General features: G+C 53.9%; 15 protein-coding genes and 4 pseudogenes. 11 read left to right on the top strand and 8 right to left on the bottom strand.

Annotation, left to right across the window (positions count from 1 at the left end; translation table 11 throughout):
- Window positions 1-202 precede the first annotated feature (202 nt).
- Window positions 203-376 (top strand): hypothetical protein, encoded by a 174-nt coding sequence (locus AAGW23_RS00180; protein WP_157372369.1) that lies wholly within the window; start codon window positions 203-205, stop codon window positions 374-376.
- Window positions 377-498: 122 nt separating this feature from the next.
- Here the strand turns inward: AAGW23_RS00180 and AAGW23_RS00175 are convergent, their stop codons facing one another.
- Together AAGW23_RS00175 and AAGW23_RS00170 are read right to left on the bottom strand one after the other, a co-directional pair.
- Window positions 499-2,862, bottom strand: coding sequence for a heavy metal translocating P-type ATPase (locus tag AAGW23_RS00175; RefSeq protein ID WP_015275571.1), 2,364 nt, complete (start codon window positions 2,860-2,862; stop codon window positions 499-501).
- 494 nt (window positions 2,863-3,356) lie between these two features.
- Window positions 3,357-3,461: pseudogene (locus AAGW23_RS00170) on the bottom strand (integrase); the annotation flags it as partial.
- A gap of 198 nt (window positions 3,462-3,659) precedes the next feature.
- On the opposite strand from AAGW23_RS00170, the gene AAGW23_RS00165 reads away from it, so the two are divergent.
- A complete protein-coding gene (locus AAGW23_RS00165; protein ID WP_015275572.1) occupies window positions 3,660-4,706 on the top strand; it encodes a hypothetical protein in 1,047 nt (348 codons plus the stop codon).
- 613 nt (window positions 4,707-5,319) lie between these two features.
- Here the strand turns inward: AAGW23_RS00165 and AAGW23_RS00160 are convergent.
- A pseudogene (locus AAGW23_RS00160) lies at window positions 5,320-5,625 on the bottom strand (tyrosine-type recombinase/integrase); the annotation flags it as partial.
- On the opposite strand from AAGW23_RS00160, the pseudogene tcmP reads away from it, so the two are divergent.
- Window positions 5,623-6,426, top strand: a pseudogene (gene tcmP / locus AAGW23_RS00155) (three-Cys-motif partner protein TcmP); the annotation flags it as partial. The pseudogenes AAGW23_RS00160 and tcmP overlap by 3 nt on opposite strands.
- A 57-nt stretch (window positions 6,427-6,483) precedes the next feature.
- Window positions 6,484-7,116: an HAD family hydrolase gene (locus AAGW23_RS00150; RefSeq protein ID WP_003292660.1), complete on the top strand. Its 633-nt coding sequence runs from the start codon at window positions 6,484-6,486 to the stop codon at window positions 7,114-7,116.
- 86 nt (window positions 7,117-7,202) lie between these two features.
- Here the strand turns inward: AAGW23_RS00150 and AAGW23_RS00145 are convergent, their stop codons facing one another.
- Window positions 7,203-8,093, bottom strand: a complete 891-nt coding sequence (locus tag AAGW23_RS00145; protein ID WP_003292661.1) for a cation transporter — start codon at window positions 8,091-8,093, stop codon at window positions 7,203-7,205.
- Between the two features lie 92 nt (window positions 8,094-8,185).
- Here AAGW23_RS00145 and cadR point away from each other — a divergent pair, with 92 nt between their 5' ends.
- Window positions 8,186-8,590, top strand: a complete 405-nt coding sequence (cadR, locus tag AAGW23_RS00140) for a Cd(II)/Pb(II)-responsive transcriptional regulator (protein ID WP_003292662.1) — start codon at window positions 8,186-8,188, stop codon at window positions 8,588-8,590.
- A gap of 122 nt (window positions 8,591-8,712) precedes the next feature.
- Here the strand turns inward: cadR and AAGW23_RS00135 are convergent, their stop codons facing one another.
- From AAGW23_RS00135 to AAGW23_RS00125, 3 genes are all read right to left on the bottom strand, one after another.
- The gene (locus AAGW23_RS00135; RefSeq protein WP_342404325.1) at window positions 8,713-10,086 is read right to left on the bottom strand and encodes a heavy metal sensor histidine kinase; all 1,374 of its coding nucleotides are present in this window, start codon (window positions 10,084-10,086) and stop codon (window positions 8,713-8,715) included.
- Entirely contained in the window at window positions 10,083-10,757 is a 675-nt protein-coding gene (locus tag AAGW23_RS00130; RefSeq protein WP_021210270.1) for a heavy metal response regulator transcription factor, read from the bottom strand. Before AAGW23_RS00130 ends, AAGW23_RS00135 begins: the two co-directional genes overlap by 4 nt.
- Window positions 10,758-11,065: 308 nt before the next feature.
- Entirely contained in the window at window positions 11,066-12,385 is a 1,320-nt protein-coding gene (locus AAGW23_RS00125) for an OprD family porin (protein ID WP_021210271.1), read from the bottom strand.
- A 388-nt stretch (window positions 12,386-12,773) separates the two neighbouring features.
- On the opposite strand from AAGW23_RS00125, the gene AAGW23_RS00120 reads away from it, so the two are divergent.
- The 5 genes and pseudogenes from AAGW23_RS00120 to AAGW23_RS00100 form a co-directional block, all read left to right on the top strand.
- Window positions 12,774-13,163 carry a hypothetical protein gene (locus tag AAGW23_RS00120; protein ID WP_128119964.1) on the top strand — a complete coding sequence of 130 codons (390 nt, stop codon included), beginning with the start codon at window positions 12,774-12,776 and terminating at the stop codon, window positions 13,161-13,163.
- A 58-nt stretch (window positions 13,164-13,221) separates the two neighbouring features.
- Window positions 13,222-14,529 carry a TolC family protein gene (locus AAGW23_RS00115; protein WP_014822256.1) on the top strand — a complete coding sequence of 436 codons (1,308 nt, stop codon included), beginning with the start codon at window positions 13,222-13,224 and terminating at the stop codon, window positions 14,527-14,529.
- Window positions 14,530-14,538: 9 nt separating this feature from the next.
- Window positions 14,539-15,885, top strand: coding sequence for an efflux RND transporter periplasmic adaptor subunit (locus AAGW23_RS00110; protein ID WP_021210272.1), 1,347 nt, complete (start codon window positions 14,539-14,541; stop codon window positions 15,883-15,885).
- A 16-nt stretch (window positions 15,886-15,901) separates the two neighbouring features.
- A complete protein-coding gene (locus AAGW23_RS00105) occupies window positions 15,902-19,072 on the top strand; it encodes an efflux RND transporter permease subunit (RefSeq protein WP_014822258.1) in 3,171 nt (1,056 codons plus the stop codon).
- Between the two features lie 269 nt (window positions 19,073-19,341).
- Window positions 19,342-19,547 (top strand): annotated as a pseudogene (locus tag AAGW23_RS00100) (IS3 family transposase); the annotation flags it as partial.
- Window positions 19,548-19,715: 168 nt separating this feature from the next.
- Here AAGW23_RS00100 and AAGW23_RS00095 read toward each other — a convergent pair.
- Window positions 19,716-20,045, bottom strand: a complete 330-nt coding sequence (locus AAGW23_RS00095; RefSeq protein ID WP_080583081.1) for a hypothetical protein — start codon at window positions 20,043-20,045, stop codon at window positions 19,716-19,718.
- A 395-nt stretch (window positions 20,046-20,440) separates the two neighbouring features.
- On the opposite strand from AAGW23_RS00095, the gene AAGW23_RS00090 reads away from it, so the two are divergent.
- Window positions 20,441-21,361: a cation diffusion facilitator family transporter gene (locus AAGW23_RS00090; RefSeq protein ID WP_014822259.1), complete on the top strand. Its 921-nt coding sequence runs from the start codon at window positions 20,441-20,443 to the stop codon at window positions 21,359-21,361.
- Window positions 21,362-21,570: the final 209 nt, after the last annotated feature.

Genomic DNA, 21,570 nt, shown 5'->3' with positions numbered 1-21,570 from the left:
CACTCGGGCGGTTCCTATAATTTGATCGGAATTAGACGCGGGGTGGACGCCAGACGGCGTCTAAAAGGCTAGAGGGGATCAGGCCGTTATAGGGAGTGGTCACGGGTTTAGCAGCAGGCATCAGCTGGGCTTTTATTGAGACAAGCTGAAGGATACTTGCAGTTTTGCATTCTTGGCCCGTCTTGCAGACGGTCGCCGTTCCATGCTCATTCGCTTCACAGCACTCGTGTTCAGCACCGTCATCGGCGCCAACCATCGAAGCGTGGTCGGTCGTCATGGCGCCCACACCTTCCATATCGGACATCATGTGATGCCCGGACGATCCAACCGTCATGAGCATTTCCGCTATCCCATTGATCTGAAGCGCAAGCACTAGCAGCAGGATAAGGAAGGAGCGCATGTAGGACGTCATATTTCCAGCTTACGGGGCAATTCATGAGCAATCAATGAGGCAATCGGTCGCTTCGCAACCGAAGCCTAAGCCTAAGCCGACAGGCTTCAAACTACACGCGTTTGACGGAGCCGGAGTGCGTTGAACACAACCGATGCTGAGCTGAGGCTCATGGCCAGGGCAGCAATCATCGGAGACAGCAACAGTCCGAAGAACGGATAGAGCAGACCTGCGGCAATCGGGATGCTCAACCCGTTGTACATAAAGGCAAACAGAAGGTTCTGACGCATATTGCGAACCGTCGCCACCGAAAGCGTGCGCGCGCGCAGTATCCCCATCAGGTCACCTTTAACGAGCGTAACTTGGGCGCTGTTCATGGCGACGTCAGTGCCCGTGCCCATCGCTATGCCGACATCAGCCCTGGCGAGCGCCGGCGCATCATTTATTCCGTCGCCTGCCATGGCGACTACTTTACCTAGGGCTTGTAGCTTAACCACCAGCGCCTCCTTGTCCTGCGGCTTCACTTCGCCATGCACCTCATCGAGCGATAGCTCACGAGCCACCGCGCGGGCAGTGGTAAGCCCGTCGCCGGTGGCCATGATGACTTGCACGCCCTCCGCTTGGAGCCGCGCTACAGCTTCCTTGGAAGTCGGTTTGATTGGGTCCGATACGGCCAGCAAGCCGGCAAGTGCCCCATCAACAGCCAGGTACACAATGCTGGTACCGCTCTCGCGCATTTTTTCTGCCTGATATTTCAACGGCTCGACGCTCACACCCGCATCTTCCATAAGCGCGGTGTTGCCTAGCTGTAGCTGCTTGCCTTCCACCAGACCACGGACTCCGATCCCTGACCCTGACTCGAAGGTCTCTGGCTTCGCCAGCTGGAGACCTTCGCTTCTGGCATGGTCTACGATCGCGTGGGCTAGGGGATGCTCACTACCTTGATCCAAGCTGGCAGACAAACGGATGACTTCCTGCGAGTCAAACGGCGTGACGCCTATGGCCCGATCGAAGACAGGTCGGCCCTCGGTCAAGGTTCCTGTTTTATCGACAATCAGCGTGTCTACCTTACGGACATTTTCGATGGCGCCTGCGTCTCTGAAAAGCACTCCACTTCCAGCCGCTTTGCCTGTGGCAACCATGATCGACATAGGCGTTGCCAGGCCAAGTGCGCAAGGGCAAGCAATGATCAAAACCGCAACTGCATTGATCAGGCCGAATACCCAGCCCTGGTCAGGCCCGAACAGGCCCCATGCAAAGAATGTCAGCAAGGCGATACCGATGACCGTCAGCACGAAATAACCTGCAACCGTGTCTGCCATTCGCTGCATGGGTGCTTTGGAGCGTTGTGCATTCGCAACCATCTGGACGATTTGTGAAAGCATAGTCCCGGAGCCAACCCTGGTGGCTCGCATGACAAGCGAGCCGCTCGTGTTCATCGTCGCGCCGATAAGCGAATCGCCTGTCCGCTTCGTCACCGGAACCGGCTCGCCCGTTAGCATGGATTCATCGACGGCGCTCTCGCCCTCCAATACCTCTCCATCAACGGGTACCTTTTCACCAGGACGAACGCGCAGATGGTCGCCCTCATGAACATGTGTGAGCGGGATGTCCTCCTCTGAACCATCTTTGGCGATACGGCGAGCGGTTTTAGGTGATAAGCCAAGCAGGGACTTAATTGCCGAGGACGTCTGCGAGCGGGCCTTCAATTCCAGCAACTGGCCCAGCAGAGTCAATGAAATGATCACCGCGGCGGCTTCGTAATAAACGCCTATCCGGCCGCCTACTGTGAATGACTCTGGAAACATGCTCGGTAAGAGGGTTGCTACGACGCTGTAAATATAGGCAGCCCCCGTGCCAAGCCCGATCAAGGTCCACATGTTTGGGCTGCGATGTTTGACCGAGGCGAGACCGCGCGCGAAAAATGGCCAGCCTGCCCACAAGACAACCGGGGTCGTGAGGGCCAGTTCAACCCAGTTCTGGCTAGCCCCGTGAAACAGCGGTATCGCATGTCCCGCCATTGCCAACAGGGTTACTGCTACGGTCAGGGGCAGAGACCACCAGAATCGCTTCGAGAAGTCCTTGAGTTCGGGATTCTCCTCCTCGTCGAGTTCAGGGATCAGAGGTTCCAATGACATCCCACAGATAGGGCAATCACCTGGACCCATTTGGCGGATCTCAGGGTGCATCGGGCAGGTGTACTCTGTCGTTGCATCACCGGCGGGTGGTTTCTGTGCGGGTGGGGTAGATGCCCGAGAGGAGGTTCCATGAGCCTGCGGTGCAGCGAGATATCGAGCAGGGTCGGAACGAAACTTGGTCTGGCAACCCTGGCTGCAGAAGCGGTAAGTGCTTCCCTGATAATGCTCTTGATGCTCGCTATCCTCTTCCACCTTCATCCCGCAGACGGGGTCTGTGAGTGCTGCAGTACCTTTCGTTTGGTCGGGCTGGTGATGGCACTGCTGAGAGGACATACGGGGCACCTTATGGATTGGTTAGCGACGAACTTGGCCTATTGCAGGGACATTTGCGGTTTTTCAATGCTTGCAGCGTCTGACAGCCAATATATGCAAAGCGTCCTGACCAAAGGCTGAAGTAACCATTACATTTCTGTCAGGTTCTCTGGTATGTCAGGTCGTATGTATGTTGAAGCGAGCTGCTGGAAAAGTAGCTCGCGCAGATACCGCCTGCTGGCCTAGCCTATGCCTCCATTGTTCGATGCTCGGCCGCTTCATTTTGATGAATACCGAACCGTGCAAAAGCCTAAGCGCAGGTACTCTGCTTTTGAATACGCCTTTGGCAGAGTGGGATACGCCGTACGCTCTAATGAAGCCATAGGAACTCCTTTTCTGAGGAGTCAGAAAAGATAGTCCACGATCAGAGGCTGTGCGGTCGATTTGGTAAATTCTCTTGGCATCAACACGTTACGTGCGAAGTGAGTGAATTTTACTTATATCTCGGCATGACCCCTTACTCGGATCGCCCAGATATCTCTCAGTCGGAGCGGGATTTTCTGCCCGACCAATTTCCCTTTGTTCCAGGGCTGACGGCTCCAGGTAGCGATGATGTTCATGGCAAGTCCTCCACGTGTGGGAGGACAAGGATGGCTAGCCAGAGCAATGGTCGCTAACCGGCCAGAAGCTGACGTTCAAATTCGTCTAATAATTGCGTGTCAGTCATTACCGCCGGGCTGCGCCGGCAGATGGTTTGCGTGGCTAGGTGTTGTCAGGTAGGTTCGATCGAATCAGTGGGTCGAATAACAAGGGCAGCTATGGACTTCGCTAAGGCTTACAAGCAGTGCAGAAAATCGATGGCGCTGGGGCGAGGAATAAAAGCAGTAGAAGCTTGCTTACATCGAGGGAAGCATGAGTTTGATAGTTTGCAGGAAGCGAAGCTGAGCTGTTTTCGGGATATTCGCGGATATAAAATTGTTTCATCTGGTGAGTGTGCATTTTTTCCAAGAGATCTTTCGGAAATCAAAGTGGGCTCTGGGCTAGCTTGGTACAGAGATACGTTTGCGACTACTGAGATAGTACTCCCCCCATATCATAGCTTTGGATTTCTATCTGAATACGGCGGAAAAATCTCGAAAAGCAACAGTGAAGAGGAAAGGTACGCTCACGCGAATAATATGCTGTTGGAAATGTACACGCCCCCACGAATGGCCGACCTGATTTGTGGGGCATGGTCTCAGCGCATCACTTTTGCTCAGTATCAAGAACAGCTGATTGAGGCTGTAAAGGCATACTGTCTGGGTCTGTACGGCGTGGCAATTGTTGGAATTCTGCCTTGCATAGAAGGGTTCCTAAGAGAGCTTGGAAAGCACGTCTCTCTTCCAGTTAAGGATGCCGTGAATATAGAGACGCTTCTAAAGGTTTTTCATCGAATAAAGCAAGGTGAGTTGAAACGACTGGTCGCAGGTTATGATTGGTATCCAGACAAGGAATTAACGATAAACTATTTAAGTCGATATCATGAGCGAGTGCAGATGCTGGAGAGCATGGAAATGTACTTCCGTGGGTGTTTTTACGGTCATACAGAGTCGTTACCATCGCACTTTGTTTTAAATCGGCATGGGATTGCGCATGGATTCTTTAAAGGCTACGCAACACCGAGTAATTTCTTGCGGCTTTTTAATTTAATTAGCTTATTGTCGTTTGCAGCCATTCTTGTCGAAGGGCGCGGTAGCATGTTACAGCCGGGAGTTACCACTGATTCCGAAGCATTGGCATTGAATTTTACTAAATGCCTATTATCCCGACGATACGTTCAGCCGAATGCTCAATCGATTCTTCCATCCCCTATTATTTTGGGCTAGCCCTATACTCCACGGCACGCCCGCCGGCCGCGCATCGGGCAAGGATTCGGCCGGGCAAGGTGGTATTCAGATTTGCAGTCAGGTAGCGTCGCGCTCTTCCAAGGGAGGGGCGAGCGATGTGGACAAAGCATTACCGAGTGATGCGATCTGAGTTGGCCAAGTGCGAAAAAGCCAGGTCCGAACTGGAGAAGATGCACCCGCCCCACACCGTCCAACCGGAACAGGATGGACAGCTTCAGGACTATATTCAGAAGTCGGACAGTCTGTACGAATGGCGGCTGCTGATCTTGACCGAGTACTGGATGATAGAGGCAGACCGCCTCGGTGTCCCACTGCCTGATCGCGATGACAGGACTTTCTGGGGGCGAGTCGAATTTGATAGCGACCCGCGGGAGCCCAGGTATCTCACAGATGCTGGCATTCGCATTGTCAGGGCAGACATCCGCGAGGAGCGTAGGCAGCGCCGCGAGCCGGTAACCTTCTGGAGTAGCATCATGATTGGGGTAGTCGGCGCCCTGACCGGCCTAGCATCTGTCATACCGAACTGGTGGGCAGACTAGGGCGGCTATTGGCCGGTTAGCGACGGCCTGGCTTCGACCGTCGCTATGCATGGTCAAACCTCGGTCTGTTCCGCCATCTCTAGGGCATCATCGACCTCAATCCCCAGATATCGAACGGTGCTCTCCAGCTTCGTATGGCCGAGCAACAGTTGAACTGCCCGCAGGTTCTTCGTCCTGCGATAGATCAGCGATGCCTTCGTACGTCTTATTGTGTGAATGCCATACAGGGCTGGATCAGGGCCAATGGCTTTCACCCAACCTTTGACGATACGAGCGTATTGACGAGTGGATAGATGGTCTGAGATATGCAGCCGGCTCGGAAAAAGGCAATCCTCGCTGCGGGGCTGGGCATGATGTATGGCGATGTGCCGTTCCCTAAGATCAAATGGATTTTCCAGAATCTCAACAAAGCCGAGGTCCTGCTGACCTTCAATGTCGATTTTTTGGTTACGTATCTAGCCGACCGCCAAGCGAACCGGAAAGCCATTGCAAATATCGGCTTGGATCAGCATGTGCCATGGGACATGCTTAAACAGCTGAAGGCGCATCAGCCACGGAGCTGGCAATACCTGATCCAGCGCTATCTGTCCGAGGGGATCAAGCAGGAAAGCGGTGCCCAGTACATGACCGTCTTCTTCATTCGTCCGGCCGGCAGCAACCCGATGGCCTATTGGTTTATCCATCTGGCGAACAACTACCGCGCTAACGATGTGATGAAGAAGATCCACTGGAAATACGGCAACAACTTTTCCCATATGCTGTCGCCTTCCAGCTTTTTCAGCTACGACGCCAATCGGGATATCGCCGTGACAGGTCAGCACGATTTGCTGTTGGATGAGCATTATTTCGACGATGCTACCAATGACCGCATCCGAGGAGAACTTTCGGAGCTCTTGCCCAAACAGGTCTACGAGGTAGAACGGCAACCTTTTTTGGGCCTGATGAGCGGATTGACCAACTACACCATGGCTGACGAGCTTCGCGTAAAGCAGGCACTCGACATTGCTGTCGCGACCGGTGATCTGCTGGCGGTCGACAAGAACGGCAAAACAAGGCGTCGAAAAGGCACAAGCATCAAGTCGACAGATATCCTGATAGCGCCCCCGCAAAGACCCATCTTCTTCGTGCCACCTCTGAAGAAATCCAGTTCAGAAAACTGAGAGGGGCGGCATCGCTCTTCGGGTGGGCGGTTCGCCTCCAACGGTAGAGGTACCGGCATGATACAAGCAGTAGTTTTCGATGTGTTTGGCACGCTTCTCCAGATAGGTGAGCGCCGCCATCCTTTCCGCCAACTGATGCAGAACCTGCGGCTTCAGGGCAAAACACCAAGGCCGGATGACGCACGGACTCTGATGACTCGAAATCTGGGCTTGGCTGGAGCTGCCGATTATTTCGGTGCGCAGTTGAGCAACTCTGAGTTAGCTAGCCTTGAAAGCGACCTTTTCACCGAGCTGGCCAGCGTTCGCCTTTTCGATGATGCGTTGGAGTCGCTAAATCAGCTAAAGGACGCCGGCCTGAATCTCGCGTTGTGCTCCAATCTCGCAGCCCCATATGCGATTCCGGCCAAACTGTTACTGCCGTCGTTCGATGTTTACGGATGGAGCTTTGAGGTTGGGACAATAAAGCCTGAGCCCGCAATCTATCGTCAGATGATCGAACAGCTTGGCTGCGAAGCCTCCGCTATCGCAATGATCGGTGACACGTTGCAAGCCGATATGCTTGGTCCAATTGGGCAAGGCATGCGGGGCTACCACCTACAGCGTGAAGGAAAAGCCGATCAGTGCGGCTTCGTCTCGCTGATGGACTTTGCAGCCCACGTTCTGCAATACCCACCATCCGCCAACGGCTAAAGCGGCGTCGCCAGTTTTAGCTGACGCCGCTAGACCCGGATGGCTTACAGGCATGAAGACACCCTTTTTCTGTAACGGGAGCTCCTTCAACCCTTGAGCGCCAGAATACGCCGAGCGCCGTTGAGAACGATGAATCCCACGACGGTACCGATAATCAGGTCTGGGTAGTTGGACCCAGTCCAAGCGACGAGCGCTCCGGCGACTATGACGCCCATGTTGATGACCACATCATTGGCGGAGAATATCCAGCTCGCTTTCATGTGAGCACCACCTTCCCGGTGTTTGGAAATCAGCAGCAAACAACCCGTGTTGGCGAGCAATGCCAGGAACGCGACGGCCATCATTATCAGCGACTCGGGCTCGCTGCCGAATATAAAGCGTCTGATCACCTCTACGAGCACGCCGAGGGCCAAAATCAGCTGGAGCACACCAGCAAGGTGTGCAGCACGCACCTGCAGATTGACGCTGCGCCCAACCGCATAAAGGGCCAGGCCGTACACTGCCGCGTCAGCGAACATGTCGAGCGAATCGGCAATCAGACCCGCGGACCTGGCAATCAGGCCAGCAGTCATCTCTACCACGAACATGAAGGCGTTGATGCCTAACAGTAAACGTAGGGAGCGGGATTCCTGTGTAGAGTTCGCCGGATTCTCGGCGGCTTTGATCATCTCAGGGTCTGCCGCGACAGTTTTCTGAAGAGTGGCGCCTAGCCCTAACGTCGCCAGCTTTTTGGTTATGGGCTCAACGGCACTGTCATGCATGACATCTAACCGACGGTCCGACAGATCAAAAGTCAGCTTCCGAACTCCGTCCAAACCATTCAGCGCCAAGCGGATCATTCGCTCTTCTGATGGACAATCCATCTTGGGCACGGCGTAAACACTGACCCATTGCCCCGTCGTATCGGAAGGGTTTTGCATATCGGCATCAGCGGCTGGTGTCGCATCGCAGCCGCAGGGACCATCGGACTTGCTCATGATACGGCTCCACTTGAAATCGAAGATGGGATCATTAAAAGCCTTATAGCTACTATAAGGTCAATAACGCAGAGCCGATGAGGATTCACACGATGCGCATTGGTCAGTTAGCAAGGCTAATAGGGATTGATACACAGACGATCCGCTTCTATGAGCAGCAGGGCTTGTTGCCACCGCCTGATCGCCAGGCGAACGGCTATCGTGTCTACACCGAGAAGCATGGCGAGCGGCTAGCTTTCATCCGGCGCTGCCGAATCTTGAATCTGTCACTTCCAGAGATTCACGCACTCCAAAGCTACCAGGATGACCCTCGCCAGCCTTGTACGGCCGTCAATGCCTTACTCGATGATCACATTTCTCAAGTCAGATCCCAGATAACCGCTCTGCAATCACTCGAACGACAACTCGTTTCACTGCGGGCTAATTGCAACGATGGGCGGGAAGTTGAGGCTTGCGGCATTCTCGCCGGAATTAGCGAGGACGCATGCATTAAATGAACGGCGTTGGGGCTTGCGGGCCTGGTTACCCGGCCAACGCGCATGCCCTCGAAATGGTTGTTTGTCCCTGTGGTTTTTGCCCCTTCGTAGTGATGGCTGTCTCCGTGCGGTATCACTTTGAGTCAGGCCTGCCGAGGAAACGTGAGTTCAAACGTGGTCCGGCCGTCTTTGCTGTCGACGGCCACGTGGCCTTTGTGGAGGTGCATTACTGAACGGACAATCGCTAGCCCCAATCCTGCCCCGCGAGTTTGTATGCCGTTAACGCGATAAAAGCGGTCGAACAGGTGTGGGAGATGATCCGATTCGATAGTCGCGCCATGATTGGTGACAGCCAGCGAGACGATGTCTGCGTCCCCCTCAAGGATCTTAAGCTCGACCGTGCTGCCAGTATTCGAATGCCGCAATGCGTTGGATAACAGGTTGGAAATGGCCCGTTGAACCATAAGTCGATTTCCCAAAATCATGGCATCGCCCGTTACTGTCGTAGCGACTCCCGCTTCTTCGGCTAGGACTTCGAAGTATTCACATACGCGCCTCGCCTCGCTTCCCAAGGATAATGGTTCGAGCTTCAGTGCTGGGCTGGCGTGGCTGGCCTGGGCAAGAAACAGCATGTCTGACACGATTCGATCCATGCGTTCGAGTTCTTCAACCGACGACTCGATCACTTCACGATACTGCTCCTTGCTTCGCTCACGCACCAAAGTCACCTGCGCCTTGCCTATCAGGTTGTTCAGCGGAGTTTTCAACTCATGAGCGACATCGTCCGAGAATTGAGACAGTTGCTGAACGCCGTCATCGAGTCTACGAAGCATTACGTTGAGGCTGTGCGCCAATGCTTGGAGCTCTTGCGGAAGCCGATCGGGGCGGATTCGAGGTGATAGATCCTGTGTCGATACCTTAGTCGCCAAGGCCCGGAACTTGCGAAGCGGTCGCAAGCCATTATTTGCAACCAGCCATCCAGCCAACCCGATCAATATCAGCAGCATCGGCACGGTCACTAAGGCCGAGCGCAGAAATGCAGCCACCAGCCGTTGATCGGCACTGCGATCTTGCGAAAGTAAAAGCGTCATTGGGCCCAGTCCCGGAACCTGGATCTGCTTGCGCCCGGTTAGCATCTGCACGCCATTTCTCGTTGTCCAGCCAAGGTATTCACCGTCTCTGTTCACGAGACCCAGCTGCTCCGGGGCATTGGCGAACCGGCCGATACTGAAAATCGGTGATTTCTCCGTATCGCCGATGACGGTTATCGAAAGGTTGTCATGGCCCAGCACCGTATCGCTCAGCGCATGTTGCCACGATCGGCCCATGCGGGCTTCGGTATCCTCTGCAAGTCCATGATCAATCTGTGCGAGTTTGTCCGTCACTTCCTCCTCGGCGCGCGACTCTAGTTGGCTTACCAGTACCCAGTAACTCATCCCTATCAACAGCGCAACCAAAGCGGCGCCGGTCAGCGTGATCTGTAACGCGAGACGCGATGCTAGACTAAGTGGTTTCAAGGCCGCGCCTCCAGCACGTAGCCCACACCCCGGATAGTGTGTATCAGGCGATCGCCAAAGGGTTCGTCCACCTTCATCCGCAGGCGGCGAATCGCGACATCTACCACGTTGGTATCGCAGTCGAAATTTATATCCCAGACCAAGGTAGTGATTTCGGTGCGTGTCAGAACCTCGCCAGTTCGGCGCATGAGCAGATGCAGTAGAGCGAACTCTTTGCTAGTGAGATCGATACGTTGGCCGTTCCGATAGGCGCGATGCCGGCTCGGGTCCAGTTCGAGGTTGGCAACACACAGGTTACTCGGAAGTGAGATCGGCTCGCCTCGCCGCAGCAATGTTCGAATACGAGCGAGCAACTCGGGGAACTGGAACGGCTTAACCATATAGTCGTCAGCGCCAAGTTCCAGACCGCGGACCTTTTCGTCCAAGCGGCCATTCGCTGTCAGCATGATCACGCGAGTCTGCTTACGCCGTCTGATGAGCTCGAGCACCTCCCACCCATCCATGGTTGGCAAATTCACATCAAGTAGCACGAGGTCATAATCGTTCTGCAGCGCCAGATGAAACCCATCGAGACCATCATCCGCTCGATCTATGTGGTAACCAGATTCGGCAAGACCCTGCTGCAGATATTCCGCAGTTTTTACTTCGTCCTCTACAACCAAAATGCGCATATTTTGAGGTAACTCTAGTTGACGGGGCGCCAAAAAAACATCCATCAAGTGGCTACAAAGTCAAGACGGAGCGACTTGGTCGGAACTGTTCTAAAGAATCTGACATATGCCGCCGTAGGCCGGGGTGGGAACAGTCTAGCGCGGCAGGAGCGCTGGGAAGCTGCCTTACAAATTTTGTAACCTGCCAGTCATCTGGCTCGCTGCGTAAGCAGTACTTACGCAAAAAAAGGCGCCCTGATGGGCGCCTGAAACACATCTTCAAACCAAGGGAGCAAAACTAAAGAAGATGTGGTGTTGCTCATGGTGTTTCACAAGATCGAGAGCGGGTACTCGGCTATGAATCGGACCTCATCGAGGTCGGACTCGAAAGCAGTCGCCCGCGTGGTAGCCTGGCGCACCCGCAGAGACAAATCCTTGAGAGAGCCAGTCTGTACAACGTAGCGGGCTTCGACGTCGCGTTCCCAGCGGTTCTGTCCCGTCAGCGGCGCACCGTTATCGTCTTGGCGCATGTACACCTCGTTCGCATTGCTGTAATCGGCGCCCCAACCGCGGGCGTAGCGGGTCATGAAAGTAAGCCCGGGTATGCCGTATTCCGCCATGTTCAGGTCGTAGCGCAGCATCCAGGACTGCTCTTTAGGTGAGTTGAAATCACTGTACTGGATGGAATTGTTCAGGTAGATCGAGTCCGCCTGGCGCAAGTAGTCAAAGTCGTTGTTACCGTTGTTTCGCTGATACGACGCCGTGACAGTGTGCGCGCCGAAGGCGACACCCAGGCTTGAGCTCCAGATGTTGTTGTCGAACTCGCCCAGTAATTCGCGGCCTTCGTCGGTTGCCTTGTAGTAGTTGAAACTGCCCAGCAACGCGACGACATCGGAAAGCGGATAGGTGGCCGATAGACCGAAGTAATGTTGGTTCCAGGCATCCTTGAGGCGGCTGGTATACAGGCTAAAACTGAGATTTTCGTTTACGCTATAGTCACCGCCTGCGTAGCCGAGCCAAGGGGCGTCGACGGCACCGCCATAAAACGTGACGAAGTCATCGTTCGTGTTGCTGGTATTGGGCTGGCTCATCGCGTGCAGGCGGCCGCCCTGGAGGGTGAGGTCGTCCAGCGAGTTGTTCACAACGGTGACACCCTTGAAAGACTCCGGCAGCAGCCGTGCGTCACCAAAGTGCACGACGGGAGTAGCGGGAAATACATCGCCTGCCTTGATCTCGGTGTCCAGCAAGCGTGCTTTCACCGCGCCCCCCACCCGTGTGAAGTCATCCTCAGGATCGCCGGCGCTGTCGTGGGGAAGCAGGTCGATGCTGCCGCCCGCACCGGAGCGCCCCGAACCGGAGTCGAGTTTGAGTCCGAGCATGGCGAAGGCGTCGACGCCAATCCCTACCGAGCCTTGGGTATATCCGGACTCGAAGAAGGCCATCAATCCGTGGGCCCATTCCTCGGAGTAGCCATTGCCGGTGGCACTCTCACCGTCGCGAAAATCTCGATTGAAATAATAGTTGCGATTTATCAGCGATAGCGTGCTGCCTTCGATGAAGCCGTCCGCTGTTTCCGATTGGGCTAAGACCGGGGCGCTGCCCAATGCCAGTGAAAGGGCTGTCAGTGAAAAAACGGCCTTTTTGCTCATGATGATGCTCCTTGTGTACGGCAGATCAGTGCTTGAATGACGCCTTTCGCCTTTTTGTTTTTTAGCGCTTGGCCATGTTCTCCCCCCCCGGATGACAGCAGGATTAGCGGTAAATGACTATTTTGTAATCTGAGGAATGGCATCGCTCACTCTCTCGATTACAGATTTGTAATGTTTCGGTCACTCGATCGTTATCCACTCTTCTATAAAGTCACCACCCCATAGCGTCAGCTATCTTGCCGGCTTGGCAAGGCTGATAAAAAACGCTTATGTGTATTTGTTTAAACCTAAGGCGAATCACTATCGGAGTAGAGGCGCATGTGTTTAGCGTCTTGGCGGGGGTAGTTCTTATGATGGGATTCGACATCTAAACCAGGAAGTCATCGTTTTGTCTTGGATGAGAAAAATAGTTTTGCTGATGTTGCTAGCCTTGTTTCCATTGCAATCATCATGGGCAGTTGTTAGCACGAGCTGCAGTCATGAGGATGGTTCGGCAGCAAATCATTTTGGACATCACGAACATCCGCACGAGTCTCTGGGTACTGACGAGGAAGGATCGTCAAAAGCCGCAAAAAAAATCAGTTTGGATGGAGACTGTGTCTTTCATGGCGACCATATCAAGCCGCTTATAACGAAAGGGATTTCTCCTGGTTCGGTATTATCAATAAGCTTGAAACCGTTTTTTTCTGCTAGCTACGCATCGGCTGAAGCCGGGCGTCCTGAAAAACCTAATTGGCGCATCGGTGCAAAGCCGGTGAGACGCCAGATTAACCAGTAGGACGCCATTTATCTGTATCTGAGGTCTCACCGAACCTTCCCTTTTCTAGGAGATTTCGGTGCGAAAAGTTATTTTACCGCTGGGGTTGACGATGTTGTCGTGCAACCTCGCCTTTGCGCAGCCTTTAGAGTTGCCGACCTTCACACAGACCTTACCTGCCAGTGTGGCAAATACCTTCCCCGTTGAGTCTGTCGACTCCATAAGCTTTCTACGCGCCTTGGAGCTCGCTAGCTCTGCAAGCCCTGAATTGGCTGCTGCAAGACGTGAGCTGGCTGCTTCTCGCGCATTGATTAGCCAAGCCGGAGCGCGTCCGAATCCAATATTGTCCGCTAGCCAGGAGGGAATCCGAGGTGATGCCCCCGAGACGACGCTTGAGCTGAGCCAAGAAATAGAGCTGGGTGGTAAACGTTCGGCTCGTATTGAGGCAGCGCAACGCGCCATGGACGTAGCGGCCGCCGACCTACAGGACGCTCAAGCTCGACTGAGGGGGGCAGTGATGGGCGCATACTACGATGTGCTTACTGCTCAAGAACGGCTGGAGCTCGCTCAGGCTGCTTCAAAGCTTGCGAAGCAAGCAGTGAACGTGGCCAATCGGCGTGTGAGGGCCGGCATGGTTTCTCCCGTAGAGGAAACCCGGGCGCGGGTTGCGGCTACTGGAGTGCAAGTGGAGCTTGCCCAGGCCACAGCTGAACTCGAAGCTGCGCGCACTCGTCTGGCGGCCAACTGGGGAAACCCACAGCCACGCTTTGAGCGAGTACTAGAGCCGGCAGAGGCAGTACCTCCGCTTCCCGAACTAGCTGAGCTTTATAGCCGCTTGAGCGATTCCGCTCAACTAACCCGCGCGCGTCGGGAAGCAGAAAGACGTCGGGCTGCGTTGGAGCTGGAAAGGACGAATCGCTTTTCTAACGTGACGGTTAGCGTAGGTGCCCAACGCTCAGATGAATATAACGGCACGCTGGGACTGGTGAGTATCTCGATGCCCCTGCCGTTGTTTGATCGAAACCAAGGCAACATCGGAGCAGCGCAGGAACGGGCCTACCAGGCGCAGGACGAGCTCAACGCCGTCCATATACGCCTGAAAAGCGAACTTTCCCAAGCGCACATGCGGCTGCGCACTGCCCGCCAGCAGTTTGAACTGTTGCGCAACGACATGCTCCCCAGTGCCCAAAGCGCTTATGAAGCTGCCAGCAAGGGGTTCGAACTTGGAAAGTTCACGTTCCTTGACGTACTGGATGCTCAACGCACGCTTTTCCAAGCCCGATCTCAGTATCTGTCTGCGCTATCACAAGCTAACCAGGCGGCGGCAGAAATCTCGCGAATTGTCGGCGATGGGTCGGCCGTTATCACCTCGGCCACTCAGCCATAAGGAATCCATATGACAAGTAAATCGAACACATCTTCCTTGGCTGTTCACAAAAAACAGATTTTTTGGATCGTCGTCATATTAGGCGTGGCACTGGTGCTTGGTGGATTACTTCTTAGCAGTAGTCCTGCCGTGCCCAATGCGAGCGACGCGCATGGCGAGCATGGTGGCGCTTCGGAGCATGAAGATGAAGGGCATTCGGATGAGAATACCGAAGCCGAAGGAGGTCATGGCCATGATGAAGAAGGCGCCGATAGCGATCACGAGGTCGGTGCGGCAGAGAAAGATGAGCATGACGATGGCCCTGAGGGAGCGGCGCACGCTGAAGCAGCAGAGGTTGAACTCTCTGAGACCCAAATCCTAGCCGCGGGCATCTCGCTAGCAACCGCTCAGCCTGCGCAGATAAAAAGCGCAATCGAGCTGCCTGGCGAAATTACATTCAACCAAGACCGCACAGCGCAAGTTGTGCCTCGTCTCTCAGGTGTCGTTGAAGCGGTCAAAGTCGATTTGGGCGAACAGGTGAAACAGGGGCAAGTGCTTGCTGTGATCGCGAGTACCGACCTGTCGGAACGTAGAAGCGAGTTCTACGCGGCACAAAAACGTCTTGCATTGGCTCAGAAAACCTATCGACGCGAAAAGGAGCTGTGGGAAGAGCGTATTTCTGCAGAACAGGATTATTTACAGGCACAACAGGCTCTACGGGAAGCAGAGCTGACGGTTGCGAATGCAAAAGCACAGCTACAAGCGCTTGGTAGTGATGCTGGCAAGCCAGACGCATTGAGCCGCTACGAACTCAGGGCGCCGTTCGATGGGATGATCGTTGAGAAGGACATCACGCTCGGTGAGTCAGTCAATACCGACGACCAGATATTCATCATTTCCGATCTCTCTACCGTTTGGGCAGATATCAGCGTTCCTGCCAATGCACTCAGCGCGGTACGAGTCGGCAGCAACGCGGTTATCGAAGCCACAGCATTCGAGTCCAGTGCCAATGGCACCGTTTCTTATGTCGGCTCACTTGTTGGTCAGCAAAGCCGCGCCGCTACCGCCCGGGTCACGCTTCCGAACCCGGAAGGTGTTTGGCGTCCCGGCCTGTTCGTCAAAGTGCGGGTAGGCTCTGGCGGAGTGTCCGTGCCGGTTGCAGTCAAGCCCGATGCGATCCACACGTTGGAAGATAATCCGGTGGTGTTTGTACGGACCGACCATGGCTTTGCTGCTCAGCCAATCGTGACTGGTCGCGGCGATAGTGAAGCGGTTGAAATCAAGGAAGGTCTTCAGGCCGGAGTGCGCTATGCCTTGGCCAACAGTTTCATCATTAAGTCCGAGCTTGGCAAAGCCAGCGCCTCGCATGCTCACTGATACGGAGTTATAGACTGTGTTCGAACGTATCATTCGCTTTTCTATAGAGCATCGCTGGCTGGTTTTGCTAGCCGTGCTTGGCATGGCAGCGTTAGGAGCTTACAGCTACCAAAAGCTGCCTATCGATGCTGTCCCTGATATCACCAACGTACAGGTGCAAATCAACACTGCGGCCCCAGGTTATTCCCCGCTGGAAGTGGAGCAGCGCATTACCTACCCGCTCGAGACGGTAATGGCCGGGTTGCCCAAGCTCGAGCAGACCCGTTCCTTGTCTCGATATGGACTTTCTCAGATCACAGTTATTTTTGAGGAAGGCACTGACATCTATTTTGCCCGCCAACTTGTGAATGAGCGCTTGGGAGGGGCCAAAGATCAGCTTCCGGAAGGCGTCACTCCAACACTTGGCCCTATTTCCACTGGGCTTGGCGAAATCTATTTTTGGACGGTTGAAGCTGAGGACGGTGCCACCAAATCGGACGGTACGCCTTATACCTCTGCTGACTTGCGTGAGATTCAAGATTGGATCATCAAACCGCAAGTCCGCAATGTACCAGGCGTAACTGAGATCAATACGATCGGAGGATATGCAAAGGAATATCAGATCGCCCCCAATCCAGACACTTTGCGGTCGTTTGGACTGACATTACAAGATCTGATCGAAGCGGTTGAGCAAAACAATAACAATCTAGGTGCCGGATATATTGAAAAACGCGGCGAGCAGTATCTTGTTCGTGCTCCAGGACAAATGCAATCAGTAGAGGACATCCGCAATACCCTTATTAGCAACGTTGACGGTACCCCAGTACGTATCCGCGACGTTGCGACGGTAGAGGTTGGAAAGGAGCTCCGTACTGGCGCAGCCACCGAGAATGGCCGCGAAGTGGTTCTAGGTACGGCTTTCATGCTTATCGGTGAAAATAGCCGGGTAGTTTCTAGGGCTGTCGATGACAAGATGAAAGAGATAAACCTTTCGCTTCCAGAGGGCGTAAAGGCGATTACTGTCTACGATCGAACTGTACTCGTAGACAAAGCTATATCCACCGTTAAGAAGAACCTCACTGAGGGTGCCATTCTTGTTGTGGTTATACTTTTTCTCTTCTTGGGCAATATCCGTGCGGCGATCCTAACCGCACTTGTTATACCGCTGGCGATGCTCTTTACGTTCACCGGCATGGTAGCCAACGAGGTCAGCGCCAACCTGATGAGCTTAGGCGCATTGGATTTCGGCATCATTATCGATGGTGCCGTGGTGATTGTTGAGAACTGCGTGCGTCGACTTGCTCACGCTCAGTCCCATCACGGGCGGGCATTAACGCTGTCCGAACGGCTTCATGAAGTGTTCGCTGCGGCAAAGGAAGTGCGTCGGCCTCTACTCTATGGGCAGCTGATCATTATGATCGTATATCTGCCGATATTCGCCCTTACAGGGGTAGAAGGTAAGATGTTCACGCCCATGGCGTTTACCGTAGTGACAGCGCTATTCGGGGCGATGATTCTCTCGGTGACGTTCGTCCCGGCAGCCGTTGCGCTCTTTATCGGCAAGCGTGTTACAGAGAAGGAAAACTTTCTAATCCGCAATGCTAAACGGGCCTACGCACCTGCATTCGATGCGGTGATGTCCAACAAGCCAGTAGTGCTCACCTTTGCCGTTGTTGCAGTTGTACTTTCCGGCCTCGTAGGGGCACGTATGGGCAGTGAATTCGTGCCTAGCCTCAACGAGGGGGACTTCGCTATCCAAGCCCTTCGTGTACCGGCTACCAGCCTTAGTCAGTCTGTCGAGATGCAGCAGCAGCTGGAGCGAAAGCTCATGGATGAGTTTCCGGAGATCGAGCGGATTTTTGCGCGCACAGGCACTGCGGAGGTGGCATCCGATGCCATGCCTCCAAACATCTCTGACGGGTACGTCATGCTGAAGCCACAAGAGCAGTGGCCGGATCCAGGCAAGTCGCGCGACGAACTCTTAAGCGAGGTCCAAGCATCCGCCGCTGAGTTACCGGGCAATAACTACGAGTTTTCCCAGCCTATTCAGCTGCGTTTCAACGAGTTGATTTCCGGTGTTCGTGCCGCTGTAGCCGTGAAAATCTATGGTGATGACATGGAGGTTCTTAACAGCACGGCGGCGGAAGTGTCCGAGGTGCTAGGACAAGTACCAGGCGCCTCCGAGGTTACGGTCGAGCAAACGACTGGCCTTCCTATGCTCACGATTGATATCGATCGCGATCAAATCGCACGATACGGCCTGAGTTTAGATACCGTCCAGCAAGCGGTTGCAGTAGCCATCGGGGGCCGAGAGGCAGGCACCTTGTTTCAAGGAGACCGGCGTTTCGATATCGTAGTTCGTTTACCGGACGAGATACGAAGCGATCTCGCCGCAATTGAGAGGCTCCCAATTGCCCTTCCAAGGGAATTAAACAGCGCCATAAGTTATATCCCCCTCGGCGAGGTGGCCACTCTGGATTTGGCCCCCGGTCCGAATCAGATCAGTAGAGAGGAAGGGAAACGGCGAATTGTCGTTAGTGCAAACGTCCGTGGTCGGGACATTGGATCATTCGTATCTGAGGCAGAACAGAAAATCCAGGCCCAAGTAGATATCCCGGCAGGTTATTGGATCGACTGGGGCGGTACCTTCGAGCAGCTTGAATCGGCAACGAAGCGGCTGCAGATCGTCGTCCCCGTGGCGCTGCTCCTGGTGTTCATTCTGCTTTTCATGATGTTCAACAATGTCAAAGACGGCTTATTGGTCTTTACAGGGATTCCATTTGCGCTCACCGGAGGCATTGTTGCGCTGTGGCTGAGAGATATCCCGTTGTCCATTTCAGCAGGAGTTGGCTTTATTGCTCTGTCAGGCGTCGCCGTTCTAAATGGCCTGGTAATGATCTCCTTCATCCGTAGCCTACGGGAGCAAGGTTTACCTCTGGACACCGCGATCCGCGAGGGAGCTCTGACCCGGCTACGGCCGGTATTGATGACAGCCTTGGTGGCTTCACTCGGGTTCGTTCCGATGGCCTTGAATGTGGGTACCGGTGCAGAGGTACAACGTCCCCTTGCGACAGTGGTAATCGGAGGGATTCTCTCCTCAACGGTGCTAACGCTATTAGTGCTACCGTTGCTCTACCAGCTGGCTCATCGGCGCGAAGACGAATTGGAGGAGCAAGAAATTGCGCTAGCCGCTGACAGAACTAGCTAGAAAATCGAGTGGCGGCACACAACGCCCCGTTCTTGCTAGCTAGCGAGAACGGGGCGTGTTGGTTTCGGAGTGCTAAGATTCAGCTGCGGCGCAGCGGGCAGCAAAGCCTTTATAGCGTAGGTCTAATGCATCTAAGCGGTGAATAGAAAGGGTGCTCAGCGCTTAGTGCGTATGACTCCGCGCTACATACGCCTCCTCGGCTGATGGCTTTCACCCACGGTGAGCTGACGAAAAAAGATTATGCAAGCAGCGGCTGAGCTGCCCCGGGCGGCAGCACGGGCGATAGCTACGAAAACGCCCTGGCTGGACCGATCAGCGGGCTTTACAAGGCCGAGCTGACACCTTCAATCATGGACGAACCGCGAGGCCGTTGAGAGGGCGACCCTGACATGGATGCGTTGTACGCCACCAGCGTCTGTTCAGCCCAATCGGATATGCTCTTGCGAACGCTAATAACAAACAGATCAGGCGATAGCGGCCTGACTTAACGAAACGGCCTATAAAGGCCAGGGCGATTCGCTGGTAGCGATTTTGCGTGCAAGTGATGGACACAAAAAAGCGCCCCGAAGGGCGCTTAGAGTACAACTGCTACCAACGGAGCTTGGAAGCTGGCGGCGGCGGATATCGTTCGGATATTAAGTGGTTAGTCAGCTTTGGTTTCTTTTTTGATTTCCATGTTGTTCTGATCCTGGCGAATATCATTAACCTTCAACTCGCCTGCTTTTTTTTCGGCGGATTCGGTTCCGTGAATTCGCTTTTGATCTGCTCGGAATTTTTCATTAAATTTAATCGAGCGGTCGTAGCCATCTTCTGCATAAGACAATGCGGAGCCGAATATTACCGATCCAACAACAATAGCTTTCAACAGATTCATAGGGCAGTCCTCGCTAAATTCAAAGGTGTCTTGCTGAGCTTTATCGGTGAGCTCTACAGGTTCGAATGAATTTTGCGTGACTGAAGCTAACAGCAGCATGAGCGAAGCATTACATTATTGAAATGTAATGCTCCCATTGTGCAGTGACATGATCGCCTTGCTTCGTCATTTCAGCACCGAGGCGCACCAATCTGCAAGGGGCTTGAGCCTACGGCAAGAATGGTCGGAAGATTACATTATTGTCATCTTCAGGGCATGGCACCGCATAATCCATATCATTAGCGAGCAACGTCGTTTAGCGTCTGAGAGAGATCGACCTGTTATCGGCAAGTTAAAGACGATAACGCACGAACTTGCTCGAGAGTGGTCGCATTTTCTGTCAGTGTGGCTTGGAGGGCCCGATGGTATAGGCGCTAGTATTTTTATTATCTCTTATGGGCGGTCGTTTGGCTCCCCTATTTTTCTTACGCTAGTTTTTAAGGAGCGGTAAAAATATGGCTCACGAACATAACCATAACACCGAAGCCATGGGTGATAAGCGTTTAATCGCAGCTATTGGCGTTAATACTGCATTAACTCTGGCACAAGTTGTTGGCGGAATACTTTCTGGAAGTTTATCGCTCATAGCTGATGCGCTACATAACTTGAGCGATGCCGCATCACTGGTTATTGCGCTCATCGCACGTAAGATCGGCCGCAAACCGCCAGATGCTTTTAAAACCTTTGGCTACCGACGCAGTGAAACCATAGCGGCTTTGATTAACTTGGTCACGCTGATTATCGTTGGTCTCTACCTCATCTACGAAGCTATAGGTCGGTTTTTTGCCCCGCAGCCCATTGAAGGATGGACAGTGGTCGTGGTGGCGGGAATAGCCTTGATTGTAGATATCGCTACGGCTTTGCTGACCTACACAATGTCTAAGGACAGCATGAATATAAAGGCGGCATTCTTGCACAACGTGTCGGATGCGCTGGCCTCCGTCGGCGTCATTATTGCCGGAACATTAATCCTCCTGTATGGCTGGTATTGGACAGATACTCTCCTGACACTGATGATTGCTGGGTACGTGCTCTGGCAGGGCTTTAGCATGCTGCCTAAAACCATTCACTTGTTAATGGAGGGCGCACCAGAAGGAGTTTCCATCGCCGATATAATCAACGTCATGGAACAAGTAGACGATGTTGAAAGTGTGCACCACGTGCATGTTTGGGAAATCGCGGAACACACAACTGCATTGGAAGCCCACGTTGTCATAAATAAGGCTAATCTGCCTGATATCGAACGGGTGAAGACCGATTTAAAACGAGTACTCCATGAGCAATTCAAAGTCAGCCACTCGACACTTGAAATGGAGCTAGACGGCAGTGTTTGTATCGACACCAGGCAGGCCGACAGTCATCGCAGCGAAGCATAAGCCTGCTTTGCGCTCAACGCTGTTGCTAGGTAGTTAGCTCGATATCAACGGAGTGAACTTGCGACATCACTATTGGCGCTATGTCCTCTACCAGAGACATGTTAGCGGCATGTGGCCAAATCAGCTCTCACGAGGAGATTAGGCTAGGTCGTGGCTCCTTCGGCGGGCTGCAGCGACGAGCAAGCCCCGCCAGTCGCTACCGCCGCGGA

It is taken from the genome of Stutzerimonas chloritidismutans (assembly GCF_038562055.1).
Taxonomy (GTDB): Bacteria; Pseudomonadota; Gammaproteobacteria; order Pseudomonadales; family Pseudomonadaceae; genus Stutzerimonas; species Stutzerimonas chloritidismutans_A.
The sequence above is the reverse complement of the archived record's forward strand: the minus strand, read 5'-3'. Positions and strand labels throughout refer to the sequence as shown.